This window comes from Enterococcus sp. S183_ASV_20 (assembly GCF_018919685.1).
Classification (GTDB): Bacteria; Bacillota; Bacilli; order Lactobacillales; family Enterococcaceae; genus Enterococcus; species Enterococcus faecalis.
Genome location: NZ_JAHLRI010000062.1, coordinates 1 through 13,100 on the forward strand (window position 1 = coordinate 1; position 13,100 = coordinate 13,100).

A 13,100-nucleotide genomic window follows, 5' to 3' on the forward strand; every position below is an offset into this window, starting at 1 on the left:
GTACTCACACATTGTAAAACGCTTACAGTTTTTTAAAAATAAAAAATGTTGCCTATTTCTTGTAAAGATGTTGACTTTTAGAAAGCCTTTACATACTCTTATAAAGAGGTGATAGCATGCAAAATGTTTTTACAAATAATGTCAGCATCCTGATTAATGATCAACCTATTAGCCAAGAATTTCATCTTTATGAAGCTGGCTATGAAAAATGCCGCCCGACAAAACCAACTGAGTTTGCCCCTATTAATTATTGGGTTTTGCATTATTGTAGCGATGGTGAAGGTTATTTTTCAACACCCTTTATGGAAAAACAACACATTACCGCTGGCGATTTGTTTATGATTCCAGCCAATTGTCGCAATATTTATTATCCTAATCGGCAAAATCCTTGGACCTATCATTGGGTCGGTTTTGTTGGAGATCTTTCGTCTCAGTATTTAGAAAAAATAGGCCTGACTACCGAAAATTGTATTTTAAAAGGAACTGTTGATAAGAAATTAGAAAGTTTATTTAAAAATATTTACCAAGAAGCGAAGAAACATAATCATTTTGGCAGTTTAAGTGAAAGCTTTCAATTGTTGAATTATCTAGAGCATCATTCCGTTACACAGCACGAAAACCAAAGCCAACAATTATTTAACCAAATTAAAATGGATATTCACGAAAATTTTTCAAACAATCTTTCAATTAGTCAATTAGCTTCTGAGTATAACATTGATCGTAGCTATTTATTTAAGCTATTTCAGCGTTATGAACAAACAAATCCTAGTATTTATGTACAAAACTTAAAATTGCAAAAAGCCTGTTCTCTGTTAAGAAAAAGTTCCTTAACCATCACGGAAATCAGTTTTGAAGCAGGTTTTTCTTCACCTTCTTATTTTTCAAAATTTTTCTTCCAGAAAAAAGAGATGACACCTCGACAATATCGTCAACAGTTTTTGACTTAAAACAAATTGTCATTATTCTTAAATCTGTATTTTTATCCTTTTAAAAGATTGACGAAGTTTTCGCTATGCAGCATACTTGTCAATCTTTTATATAATGACTAATTTACTCGAAACTACCATTAAGCGAATACAGTACTTCTTTAACCAACACCTTTGAAATATTTTGAAACTAATGTAATAGTCTCTACGGATCGTATTTTTGATAGATTAATAGTTTAAAATTTATATTTTTTATCACCTAGTATATATTCTTAAGCTTTTCTTAATATTTAATTGTTACAAAAATATTTCAAAAATGTTACAATAGGTAACGAAAGGAATGATTAAAATGAAAAAAATGTTTTTAGGACTCTTTTGTTTTGTTTCGATTACCACACTATCAGTTTCTAATGTATGGGCAGAAGATTCGGCTAATGAAGCTTCTGTGGAAAAGTCAACAGTTACTTCTTTAACTCAAGAAACTTCAGCAACAACAATTAATGCTTCAACTGATTCAACAGCACTTACAGCTGAAAGCGAGGAACTTCCATCGCTTCGTCAAACACTTCTTAATTACGTAGGTATGTATGGTTTAACAGAAACCTTGATAAATCGTTTATCTGATGACGAACTGGACTACGCAAAAAAAGTTTCGTTTCATTTTGCAAACCAAGACATCAGTGGAACAGCGAGAATGATTACTAAATTATATGGTGAGAAACCTATCCCGGAGGACTCCTACTCTACAGATTACTCAACATTAACGATTGATGACTTAAAAAATTATTTACCTCAAATTCGACTTTCGTTAATTTATGTATATGATTTAAATAGTGATGTTGTAAATAATTTAAGCGATCAAACACTCGTCGATTTAATTAATCAAGTCAAGGTAGACTACGCTAACCAAAATTACCCATCTGATGTCCGTGGTGATTATGGTTTAGCATCAATGGCAGATAAAATAAAAGCAAACGATTATACGTCAATTAATCAAAGTGCTGAAAGTGTTTCTTCGGATACTACTTATACAGAATCTACATTACAAACAACTACGAGCAGTTCGAAGAAAGCTACTACATCAAGTTCAATCGAGCACAAAAAGGGGATATTTCCCAGTACTGGCGAAAAAAAATCAGTTTTATTTACTATCATTGGAATCATCTTACTATCTTTAGTTAGTATATTCATTATAAAAAATAAAAAGAAGTAGAACTACTATTCAGTCATTATTTAAATAATTTGCTTTTTATCAAATAATATTGGTAACGAGAACTTATAGAAAATTATCAAATCCAGAGGTTAAGATCCTCTGGATTTTCTCTTTAGCTAGGAATGCTTATCTTTATTAAACAAAAAGATTATTTTGACAATCAATTCACTAACTTTACCACCATTTAAAAGCTTAATAAAAAAGAACCCTTGCAACACAAGGGTTCTCGAACATTCAAAAGTTGAATGAATTATTTTACTGTTACTGAAGCGCCAACTTCTTCTAAAGCAGCTTTTAAAGCTTCTGCTTCTTCTTTAGAAACAGCTTCTTTAACTGGTGCAGGAGCGCCATCAACTACAGCTTTAGCTTCTTTCAAGCCTAAGCCAGTTGCTTCACGAACTGCTTTGATAACTTTAACTTTTTGATCGCCAGCTGCTGTTAATTCAACAGTGAATTCAGTTTGTTCTTCTGCTGCTCCACCTGCTGCTGGTCCAGCTACTGCTACAGGAGCTGCTGCTGATACGTCAAATTTTTCTTCGATAGCTTTAACTAATTCGCTTAGTTCTAAGATAGTTGCTGTTTCTAACTCAGCAACGATGTTTTCAATGTTTAATGCCATTTTGAATTTCCTCCATTTAAATTAAAATTGTTTGTTTTTTATTTGTTTGAATTAGACTGCAATTAAGCAACTTCTTCGTTTTTCTCTGCCACTGCTTTGACAGCGTAAGCCACGTTGCGGACTGGCGCTTGTAATACAGATAATAGCATAGATAGTAAACCTTCGCGGTTTGGTAGTTTTGCCAACGCAGTAATTTGTTCCACTGAAGAAACTTTTCCTTCGATGACGCCACCTTTGATTTCTAATGCTTTTGCATCTTTAGCAAATTCGTCGATGATTTTAGCTGGTGCTACTACATCGTCGTTGCTGAATGCGACAGCAGTTGGGCCTGTAAAGACTTCGTCTAAGCCGTCTAAACCAACTTTTTTAGCTGCACGAGAAAGGATTGAGTTTTTGATGACTTTCATTTCTACGCCTGCATCACGTAATTGTTTACGTAAGTTAGTGACTTCTTCAACTGTTAAACCACGGTAGTCCACGATTACAACTGATGCTGCTGATTCAAATTTCTCAGCGGCTGCTTGAACTAGGGTTTCTTTTTTAGCGATTGCTGCTTCACTCATTTATTTCACCTCCTGATTTTGATGGTGGAGTTGGACTTGGTTTACGTTATGTAAAGTAGAAGAATCAAATGAAACTTCGCTCACTTCGTTCGCCAAGTATTGCTTTACATCGGCTTTTTTTCAAAAAGTCGTGTAAAACAACAAAACTCCATGCCACCGTAGACATAGAGGGACCGAATTGTATATAACTCAACAATTGTCCTCGGTAGGAAATTAAGACTTGCGTCACCTACTGTCTTCGGTACAGTTAATTATTAACCTCACTCACTTTACCATAGGGTAAGTGAGTGAGTCAAGAATTTTTTAATTATTTTCTTTCAAATTAGAAAGAAGCTTGGTCAACGTGGATTCCAGGTCCAAATGTTGTTGTTACTGAAATGTTTTTGATGTATTGACCTTTAGCAGTTGATGGTTTAGCTTTCAATAATACGTCGTTAATTGTGTTGAAGTTTTCAACCAATTTTTCGTTATCAAATGAAACTTTACCGATTGGTACGTGGATGTTACCAGCTTTGTCAACGCGGTAAGTTACTTTACCAGCTTTAACTTCTTCAACAGCTTTTGTAACGTCCATTGTTACAGTGCCAGTTTTAGGGTTTGGCATTAAACCTTTTGGTCCTAAGACACGGCCTAATTTACCAACTGTAGCCATCATGTCAGGAGTCGCAACAACTACGTCAAAGTCGAACCATCCACCTTGGATTTTTGCAACCATGTCGTCGTCGCCTACGAAATCTGCACCAGCAGCTTCAGCTTCTTTAGCTTTTTCGCCTTTAGCGAATACTAAAACAGTTTGTGTTTTACCAGTTCCGTTTGGAAGCACAACTGCTCCACGGATTTGTTGGTCTGCTTTTTTAGGGTCAACGTTCAATTTGTAAGCAACTTCAACTGTTGCGTCAAATTTCGCGATGTTTGTATCTTTTGCTAAAGCTACTGCTTCTTCAACTGAGTAAGCTTTTGTAGCATCAACTTTTTTCAATGCTTCTTGCATTTTTTTGCTCTTTTTAGCCATTTTGTTTCCTCCTTGATTGTGGTTATAACGGTTGTACCTCCCACGTCTTTCATATCTTTAAATATGAAACGAACTGAGAAGCTACTTCTTTGAGTAAGTGTGGAATAAAAATTATTCTACGATGATACCCATGCTTCGTGCAGTTCCTGCAACCATGCGCATTGCTGCTTCAACGTCAGCGGCGTTTAGGTCTGCCATTTTAAGTTCAGCGATTTCTTTCACTTGATCGCTTGAAACTGTTGCAACTTTAGTTTTGTTTGGTTCACCTGAACCTTTTTCGATTTTTGCAGCTTTTTTCAATAAGACTGCAGCAGGTGGTGTTTTAGTAATGAATGTAAATGAACGATCTTCATATACAGAGATTACTACTGGAATAATCAAGCCTGCTTGGTCAGCTGTACGAGCATTGAATTCTTTAGTGAATCCCATGATGTTGATACCTGCTTGACCTAACGCTGGACCTACTGGTGGAGCTGGTGTTGCTTTCCCCGCAGGAATTTGTAATTTAACGATTTTTTCTACTTTTTTAGCCACGAAAATACCTCCTTAAGTTCTCGTGCGTGGTTAATGGGGTTGAGATTTCCCCTCCCACTCAACGTACATTTAAAACATACCCTATTACTATACAGGATTACCTTTACTTTTTCAAGATGTTTTTATGATTTCAAGGCAATTTTTTTATCTGTTATTTTCTTCATGAAATGTGCATCATGCTCAATCACTAGCATTGCAGGCTTCACAGATAAGATTAGCGCTTCTAATTGTTGATGATTAAACACATCCAAGTAATTAAGGGGTTCATCCCAAATATAAAGTTCAGCTGATTGAGACAATGATTTGGCTACTTCTACTTTTTTCCGTTGCCCCATACTCATTTGTTCAATTCGATTAGTGAAAACGGCGCGCTCCATCCCAAGTTTTCGTAAGTTATTTAAAAATTGGGAGTAATCTAACTGATTTTTCTCTGCAAATTCGGATAAAGTTCCTTGATTGTCTTCATAATCTTGGCGCACATAAGAAATGGTTAATTGGTGAGCCAAAGTGGCTTCGCCTTCTGAATCCCCGGAAAAATTATCCAATAAATACTGAATTAAGCTCGATTTTCCTGAGCCATTTTTTCCTGTTATTCCGACAATTTCTCCCGCATTTATTGAAAAAGAAATTGGCGCAAATAGCCAATTTTTCTCGTAGCCTAGACGAAGCTCTTCCACCGTCAATAATGTTTTGTGATGCGTTGGCTGATAATCCATTGACAAAGGATCAATATACTCCAGATCTTTTAATAGTTTTTCTTTTTCTGCTAATTGTGTTTCGGCACGTTGCTGAATGTGTTTCGAGCGCTTCATTACGCGCGCTGCCCGGGCACCAATGGCTCCTGTATCAAAAATCGCCCCGCTTCCTTTTTCCTTAGCGTTGCCGTACTTATCACCTTCACGGTTCATCGACCATTCCGCTTTTTTACGAGCGGTTTCTTTCAAGCGATTGACTTCTTTTTTGATTTTTTCATTTTCTGCTAGTTCAAAAGCATCTCTTAATTTTTTTTGCTCTTCATAAATAGAAAAATTCCCTTGATACAGTGTCAATTGACTTTTTTCAATCGCCAAAATATGGTCGACCACTTCATCAACAAATGCCCGATCGTGGCTGACTAAAATAAATCCATGTTTCTTTTTCTTCAAATATTCAGCCACTTGTTGTCTGCCAGCTAGATCTAAATGATTTGTTGGCTCGTCAATTAAAGGAAAGGCATTTTCTTCAATAAAAAGAAGACCTAATAAAACTTTCGTCTTTTCGCCGCCTGATAAAGAAGAAAAGGGACGCCATAAAACTTCAGGATCAACGTTTAAAAGCGTTAATTCTCGTTCTAATTTCCACTGTTCAAAAGAAGTCACCTCTTGTAAGACATAATAAGTGAGCTGTTGTTCTTCTGCAACTGTTTGTGGAAAATAGGCGAAATCGACTTGATGAAGAATCTCTCCTTGGTAATCCAACTGCTTTTGTAACAATCTTAATAAGGTTGTTTTCCCACGGCCATTGCGGCCAATCAATCCTAATTTCCAATTGGTATCCATCGTGATATTTGCCTGATCAAAAAGCAATACTTCTTGATTATCATAGGCAAAAGATAGTTGTTTTAGTTCAATTTTCGACATAAATATACCTCCATAAAGCAAAATTGATGCAGCTTTACGGAAATCAGCGGCATCAATCCAAGGTATACAAAAAGACCCGTGGCTGAATTCTTTAAGCTAATTTCCGAAAATCCGCACACTCCACCCGTTATATTCAGGCAAAGTTATACAGTTTCTCTAAAAAATTAACTTAAATTTTCAACGCACGAATCCCTCTTTTCGTCTTTTATTATCTAGAATTTAGCATCTCTTCACTGATTTGTCAACGAAGGCCCCTTGCTTTCATTCTGATAAAAATTTAAATTATTCGCTAAAACACAAGCGATTGCCTAGTTCCCCGCCATTTTTTGTGTTAGACTTCCAATGAAAACATATTCTAATGAAGAAGGTGCTGAAATGGAAGAGTTACGCTTTAATAGTGTTTTTGATATTATCGGACCCGTTATGATTGGTCCAAGCAGTTCTCATACAGCTGGAGCGGCAAGAATTGGAAAAGTGGTTCGGAGTATTTTTGGACAGCAACCTGATAGCGTTGACATTTATTTATATGAGTCTTTTGCCAAAACTTATCGTGGTCACGGAACAGATATCGCCTTAGTTGGCGGCCTTTTAGGTATGGAACCAGATGATGAGCAACTAGCCAATTCTTTGGAAATTGCTTATGAACAAGGAATGGAAGTTTGTTTTATTCCTAAAAGTGAAAAAGCAGACCACCCTAATTCCGTTAAAATTGTGGTTTCTTCTGGCGACCGAAAACTATCTGTGACAGGAATTTCAATTGGTGGTGGAAACATTCAAATTTCTGAATTAAATGGCTTCAAATTGTCTTTAAGTATGGGCACGCCAACATTTATCGTTGTTCATCAAGATGTTCCTGGCATGATTGCTAAGGTGACCAACATCCTTTCAGCTAGCGATATCAATATTAGTACAATGACCGTTACCCGAGAATCTAAAGGGGAAAAAGCGATTATGATTATTGAAGTTGATCAAGCCGAAGTCGGTGACATTGTCATGCAATTAGCTGAAATCCCTCATATATATAGCGTTAACTATTTTGACTAAATGAACGTAAAGGAGTAATACGATGTTTTATTCAATTGAAGATTTGGTAGCTCAAGCGAAAGATTACCCTTCTGTGAGCGAATTAATGATTGCAACAGAAATGGCTCATGGCGGGTATTCTCGTGAACGAATTATTGAAACAATGGAAAAAAATCTAGCCGTTATGAAACAATCCGTCGCTGAAGGAATCGCTGGTGTTACCTCAGTAACAGGGCTAACTGGTGGCGATGCAACCCGCTTAAATGATTACATACATTCAGGCAACTTTTTAAGCGGTGAGACCATTTTACAAGCCGTGCGAAATGCGATTGCTGTTAATGAAGTTAATGCAAAAATGGGCTTGATTTGTGCTACACCAACCGCAGGCAGTGCCGGAGTAGTTTCTGGCGTCTTGTTGGCAGTTATTGATCGCTTAAATTTAACGCATCAGCAACAATTGGATTTTCTATTTACAGCTGGGGCTTTTGGCTTAGTGATTGCCAATAATGCCTCAACCAGTGGTGCCGAAGGTGGTTGTCAAGCTGAAGTCGGTTCTGCTAGTGCAATGGCAAGTGCCGCTTTAGTTGCGGCTTCTGGCGGTACGCCTGATCAATCTGCTCAAGCTGTGGCCATTACGATAAAAAATATGATGGGCCTCATTTGTGATCCTGTTGCGGGACTTGTTGAAGTCCCTTGCGTGAAGCGAAATGCATTAGGTTCTTCTCAAGCCTTCATCTCAGCTGACATGGCTTTAGCGGGGATTCGAAGTGTCATTCCACCAGATGAAGTCATCCACGCAATGTACCAAGTGGGTCGCCAAATGCCACAAATTTTCAAGGAAACCGCTGAAGGCGGTCTTGCGGTGACACCAACTGCACAACGTTTAAGCAAAGAAATTCTAGAGAAACAAAAATAGAAATAACTATAGCAAGAAGCTTACAGAAAAAAACGTCCATTCGTTTTTTCCGTAAGCTTCTTCTTTAATAACTTGTTCCGCCTAAACCAACCACAGCGACAATTCCATTCATGACATCTTTCATCGTTTCACCCACAAATGAAACGGTTCTACCATCAATGCGTTTAATCATTGGTAACATTTCAATACGATCTGCTTGTGCTGTCGTCACACATTGCAATTTTACAGTTGCTGGTGTTTGCAAGGCATATCGGGGTAATTCAGACAACGCAAAGGAAGTTAACACCTGACTTGTAGTCGCTACGATAGCTTCCCGAACTTGTTGCATGGGTCTATTTTTGATTGCATAACGTCCCAGAGATTCTTTGGTGGAAACAAAGGGAACTTCGGGCATCATTTTTTCTTGAAAAAGTTGTTCCTCTAAGCCTGATTCACCGATAATTAAACCAACAGGGACACCTAATTCGCTAGCGTAAGCTGCATTAATTGTCGTTTCATTCATCGCTAAGTCGTTTATTTTTAAATCATAAGCAACACTAGCGCTATACCCATGATCCATATTCCCTTTTTGTTTACCAATACCGGCATGATAACCTAAGAAAAAGACTACATCATAGCTACTATCCAAGCCACTCATCATATAATCCATGCGAGGAAAGCCGCTCACTAAGGAAATTCGTTCATCCATTTCTGCCAAGCGCGCATAAGCTAAATTCAATCCACGGCTATGCGAATCGGCAATAGTAATTTCTGTAATTTGTTCATTTTTGGCACTCTGTTGAATCCCTTCAATCAACCAAGCCACATGTTGGTGATATAATTCTCGGAATAAAACGGTGTCTTCTTTTTCCATATCAAATGTCGCAATACCTGCTAATCCTTCAATATCGCATGACACATAAATCTTCATTTGTTCCACTCCTTTGACAATGGCTGAACCAGTGCTTGAATTTTGTCGGCGTCTAAATTTTTGATTAATTGAATGACTAATTCTTTCGCCGCTTGGTAATCTTGAAAGTCCACATAGCAATGGGGTGTGTGAGCGTAACGGACAGGAATTCCTACAACAATCGTCGGGGCTCCTTGAACTTGTGTAATCGCCATGCCATTGGTTCCACCACCACTTCGAACAGAAACTTGAACAGGAATTTTGTGTATTTTAGCAATCTCTAGTGCATACTCTTGAAATTCCGGATTCGTAATCATAGAAACATCAAAATAACGTAACATCGGTCCTTTTCCCATTGCTGATTGAATCATCTCTGGCGTTTCTGCCGTATCATCAGCCGGGCAGCCTTCGAAAACAATAGCTAAATCAGGATTGACTTGCTTTGCGGCAATAAGTGCTCCTCTTTCGCCAACTTCTTCTTGTGCAGTTACTGTCGCAACTAACTTGAATGGAAGCGTCTCTTCTTTCAACTCCTCCATGACATCCACTAAGCAAGCACAGCCAATGCGACAATCAAAAGCTTTTCCTAAAAAAAGATCTGTCTGTTCGTTGTAACAACACGTCACATCTGGAATGACCGGTGCACCAAGATCGATTTTGTACGTTTCAATTACTTCTTCTTTTGAGGTAGCACCAATGTCGATCGTCAAATCAGCAATGGTTAATGGCCGCTGACGTTCCTCTGGTGTCATAAAATGAGGGGGCCGACTAGTAACTACGCCTGGCAGATAGGTGCCTTCCCGGTTACGAATCCGAACTTTTTGTGCAGAAATCGTATTAGGGACCCAGCCACCTAACGGAAGAAAACGCAACAAGCCGTTTTCTTTAATTGCTTGAATCATAAAACCCACTTCGTCACTATGAGCATCAAAAAGCACAACTGGACCTTCACTTAGATTATTTTTCTTCTCAAGATATAAATTTTTAATGGCATCTAGCCGTTGAATAGTAAAATCCGCAGTTGCGTGTTGAAGGATTCTAACGACTTCTGTTTCAAAACCTGAAACACCATTAGCATTTGAAAGTTCCTGAATTAATTGAACAGCTTGACTTTTTTTCATTTTTTCCCAACCTTTACTTGTCACTCATAGAGACTGATTTGTAATAGCCTGAACCTAATGGACCATAGACTAAATTTTGGACAGAATCGTCCACTAAGCGTGCTTCTGTTAATTGATAAAGAGGAACTAGGGGTGCTTCTTCCGCAACCAATTGATCCGCTTTTTGTAATGTTTTCCAACGTTCTTCATATTTATTTGCATAAGTTACGTTTGCTTCTTGAAGCAACTGATCGAAGGTCTTATTAGACCATTTACCAAAATTATTGGAATTTTTTGATTGCAATAGGTTTAAGAAATCGATTGGATCAGCATATACTGGCGTCCAGCCACCAACCACAATGTCGAAATCTCCGCTGCGACTTTTTTCTAAACGATTATTAAAAGGAACTGGCGAAACATTGACTGTTAAATTTTCTAAATTATCTGCTAAAGCTCCTTGAACATACTCACTGATTTTTTTAGCATTTTCTGTATCCGAACTTAAAATCGTTAGCTCTGCTTTTTCAATTCCTAATTCTTTTTTAGCCGTTTGCCATAACTCTTTCGCTTTTTCTGGTTCACTAGGATTTAAATCTCCTAATTCCTCTGCAAAATCTTTTTGCGTTTCTTGATTAGTGAAACCTGTTGGCACGAAGCCAAGTGCTTTTTTTGAGCCATCATTTAAAACATTTTTAGCTAAACGCTCAGAATTCAATGATAATGCTATTGCTCGACGTGCATTCTTATTTGCCAAAAGATCTTTTTGCGTATTTAATTGGATATAATACGTTCCAGGAATTTCACGAATTTTCAAAGCTGCATTGCCTTGTTCTTGTGCAACAATTTCTCCAGAAATTTTTACAACATCTAATTCTTTCCCTTCGAAAAGATTTTTCCCAGTATTGACTTCTTTAACTACTTGGACATCCACCTTATCTAGCGAAACATTCGCTTGATCCCAATAATTTTTATTCTTCACATAGGACCAAGTATTATTCGTGCCATCCCAACCTTCCAATGTGAAGGCACCATTGTAAAGTGTTGACTCAGCTGATGTACCATAGTTTTTGCCCGTTTTTTCGACAAATGCTTCATTTAAAGGATAAAAAGCTGGTACCGCCAATAATTGTTGAAAATAACTCATAGGATAGCTTAGCTCTACTTCCAAGGTATGGTCATCAATGGCTGTTACCCCTAACTCTTCTTTAGATTTGCCACCGTCAACAATAGCACGATAATTTTTTATCCCTTCAAAGTAATACGCTTGCGGGGAAGCTGTTTTTGGGTCCACTGTGCGCTTCCAAGAGTATTCAAAATCATTGGCTGTGATTGGCTCGCCGTTACTCCATTTTGCATCTTTTCGAATCGTAAAAGTATAGCTTAAACCATCATTGGAGGGCTGTACTTTTTCAGTTGCCAATGCTGGTTTCGCTTCTCCTTTTTCGTCAAAGGAGAAAAGTCCCTCTCCTACTTGACTCATTACATCTGCTGCGGTATTATCCATTGCCAACGACACGTCTGCCGTTGATAATTCCGAATCAATCCCGACCCGTAATACCTGTTGTTCTTGCTTTTTGGTTTCTTTCCCAACACTTCCACAGCCCGAGAGAAGTAGAACCATGATTGCTGCCAAAGACAGCCTTTGCTTTGTTGCACTTTTCATAAAAACACCTCATTTTTTTATTTTTTGATACCTTTTTCCCACAAAATTATTTATAATCTGATAAAGGAGGTTTGCTCATGAACTTAGATTACTTAAAAGAAACGTATCATTTAACAAAAACAGAAAGTCAGATTTTGTATTATTTGGATCAACAAAGTACGAACGCGGCCGATTTGAGTATTCGAGAAGTTGCCAAACACTGCTTTTCTTCGCCTAGTTCCATCATTCGTTTAGCCAAAAAATTAAATTTATCAGGTTATAATGAACTTATTTACAAATTAAAAGAAGCCCATTTTTCTCAGCCAATCCCTTTTGAAACAGCGCCTTCATTTGAAACAACCAACGAGTTTTGTCAACTGCTTGCCAAACACAAGAGTCATTTATTTGTTATTTTAGGTCATGACTTTTCACGACATTTGGCGGCTTACATTAGTGAAGTTTTCAATTTTCATGGCATCCCCAGCATCACAACAGCCCATACTCATTCGATAAATAGTCAAAATAATCAGAATTTTCTTTTTATCATCCTTTCACATTCTGGTGAAGAAAAATACTTAAAAGAAACAGCTCTGCTTGCGAAAGAGAAAAAACATCCTATCATTTCTTTTGTTGGCGCCAAAAATTCAACTCTTGGTCGACTGGCAGATCTCGTTTTTTCAACTGACTCTTACAGCCCGTTTTCAACAAGTGTCGCTCAGCCACAAATGTTTTTTGGCCAAACATTAATCATCTTTGAAGCCTTGATTTGTGCTTATTTAAATCATGAGGATTCCATTCCAATATCTCCTAAAAATAAATAATTTTATTTATTATAGCTGAAAAAAGCTATTTCGCTAGCCAAAGTATAGAAAAAGGCACATGTTCCATTTTTTATGGAACATGTGCCTTTTTGCTATTTTTTACTCGGCCATAGAAATTCAATTAGCAATTGATCTACTTCAGGATTTTCATGTAATTGGCTATGTTGTGCATTTTCTCCTTTAATAATCTGGCTAGTGACTTGAGTTCCTCGCTGTCTTAGCA

Annotated in this window: 14 protein-coding genes and 1 other annotated feature; of the genes, 5 read left to right on the forward strand and 9 right to left on the reverse strand. The window is 37.5% G+C overall.

The features are described from left to right. Positions 1–116 precede the first annotated feature (116 nt). Positions 117–947, forward strand: a complete 831-nt coding sequence (locus KQI94_RS13455) for an AraC family transcriptional regulator (protein ID WP_002368821.1) — start codon at positions 117–119, stop codon at positions 945–947. A gap of 319 nt (positions 948–1,266) precedes the next feature. After that, positions 1,267–2,139, forward strand: coding sequence for an LPXTG cell wall anchor domain-containing protein (locus tag KQI94_RS13460; protein ID WP_002368820.1), 873 nt, complete (start codon positions 1,267–1,269; stop codon positions 2,137–2,139). Positions 2,140–2,389: 250 nt separating this feature from the next. On the opposite strand, the gene rplL is transcribed toward KQI94_RS13460, so the two are convergent. The 5 genes from rplL to lsa(A) form a co-directional block, all read right to left on the reverse strand. After that, the gene (gene rplL / locus KQI94_RS13465; protein WP_002356427.1) at positions 2,390–2,758 is read right to left on the reverse strand and encodes a 50S ribosomal protein L7/L12; all 369 of its coding nucleotides are present in this window, start codon (positions 2,756–2,758) and stop codon (positions 2,390–2,392) included. 62 nt (positions 2,759–2,820) lie between these two features. Continuing rightward, entirely contained in the window at positions 2,821–3,321 is a 501-nt protein-coding gene (gene rplJ, locus KQI94_RS13470) for a 50S ribosomal protein L10 (RefSeq protein ID WP_002356426.1), read from the reverse strand. 130 nt (positions 3,322–3,451) lie between these two features. Continuing rightward, positions 3,452–3,581 (reverse strand) — a sequence feature (ribosomal protein L10 leader region). Between the two features lie 62 nt (positions 3,582–3,643). After that, positions 3,644–4,333 carry a 50S ribosomal protein L1 gene (gene rplA, locus KQI94_RS13475; RefSeq protein WP_002356425.1) on the reverse strand — a complete coding sequence of 230 codons (690 nt, stop codon included), beginning with the start codon at positions 4,331–4,333 and terminating at the stop codon, positions 3,644–3,646. Positions 4,334–4,444: 111 nt separating this feature from the next. Next, a complete protein-coding gene (rplK, locus tag KQI94_RS13480; RefSeq protein ID WP_002356424.1) occupies positions 4,445–4,867 on the reverse strand; it encodes a 50S ribosomal protein L11 in 423 nt (140 codons plus the stop codon). A 122-nt stretch (positions 4,868–4,989) separates the two neighbouring features. Beyond that, entirely contained in the window at positions 4,990–6,486 is a 1,497-nt protein-coding gene (gene lsa(A), locus KQI94_RS13485) for an ABC-F type ribosomal protection protein Lsa(A) (RefSeq protein WP_002368819.1), read from the reverse strand. Positions 6,487–6,861: 375 nt separating this feature from the next. On the opposite strand from lsa(A), the gene sdaAB reads away from it, so the two are divergent. Together sdaAB and sdaAA are read left to right on the forward strand one after the other, a co-directional pair. After that, a complete protein-coding gene (sdaAB, locus tag KQI94_RS13490) occupies positions 6,862–7,530 on the forward strand; it encodes an L-serine ammonia-lyase, iron-sulfur-dependent subunit beta (RefSeq protein WP_002414070.1) in 669 nt (222 codons plus the stop codon). Positions 7,531–7,552: 22 nt separating this feature from the next. Continuing rightward, positions 7,553–8,425, forward strand: coding sequence for an L-serine ammonia-lyase, iron-sulfur-dependent, subunit alpha (sdaAA, locus tag KQI94_RS13495; RefSeq protein WP_216454504.1), 873 nt, complete (start codon positions 7,553–7,555; stop codon positions 8,423–8,425). A 64-nt stretch (positions 8,426–8,489) separates the two neighbouring features. Here the strand turns inward: sdaAA and KQI94_RS13500 are convergent, their stop codons facing one another. From KQI94_RS13500 to KQI94_RS13510, 3 genes are read right to left on the reverse strand one after another with little or no spacing between them, the layout of a single operon-like run. Then, positions 8,490–9,335 (reverse strand): M55 family metallopeptidase, encoded by an 846-nt coding sequence (locus tag KQI94_RS13500; protein ID WP_002368817.1) that lies wholly within the window; start codon positions 9,333–9,335, stop codon positions 8,490–8,492. Continuing rightward, complete coding sequence (locus KQI94_RS13505; protein ID WP_002356417.1) at positions 9,332–10,435, reverse strand: M20/M25/M40 family metallo-hydrolase; 1,104 nt, start codon at positions 10,433–10,435, stop codon at positions 9,332–9,334. Before KQI94_RS13505 ends, KQI94_RS13500 begins: the two co-directional genes overlap by 4 nt. Before the next feature lie 13 nt (positions 10,436–10,448). Beyond that, positions 10,449–12,077: a peptide ABC transporter substrate-binding protein gene (locus tag KQI94_RS13510; protein WP_002368816.1), complete on the reverse strand. Its 1,629-nt coding sequence runs from the start codon at positions 12,075–12,077 to the stop codon at positions 10,449–10,451. A gap of 77 nt (positions 12,078–12,154) precedes the next feature. Between KQI94_RS13510 and KQI94_RS13515 the strand changes: the two genes are divergently transcribed. Continuing rightward, positions 12,155–12,877 carry a MurR/RpiR family transcriptional regulator gene (locus KQI94_RS13515; RefSeq protein ID WP_002368815.1) on the forward strand — a complete coding sequence of 241 codons (723 nt, stop codon included), beginning with the start codon at positions 12,155–12,157 and terminating at the stop codon, positions 12,875–12,877. 92 nt (positions 12,878–12,969) lie between these two features. Here the strand turns inward: KQI94_RS13515 and KQI94_RS13520 are convergent. Continuing rightward, positions 12,970–13,100: alpha/beta hydrolase (locus KQI94_RS13520; RefSeq protein WP_216454507.1), on the reverse strand; the 131-nt coding region annotated here is incomplete at its 5' end.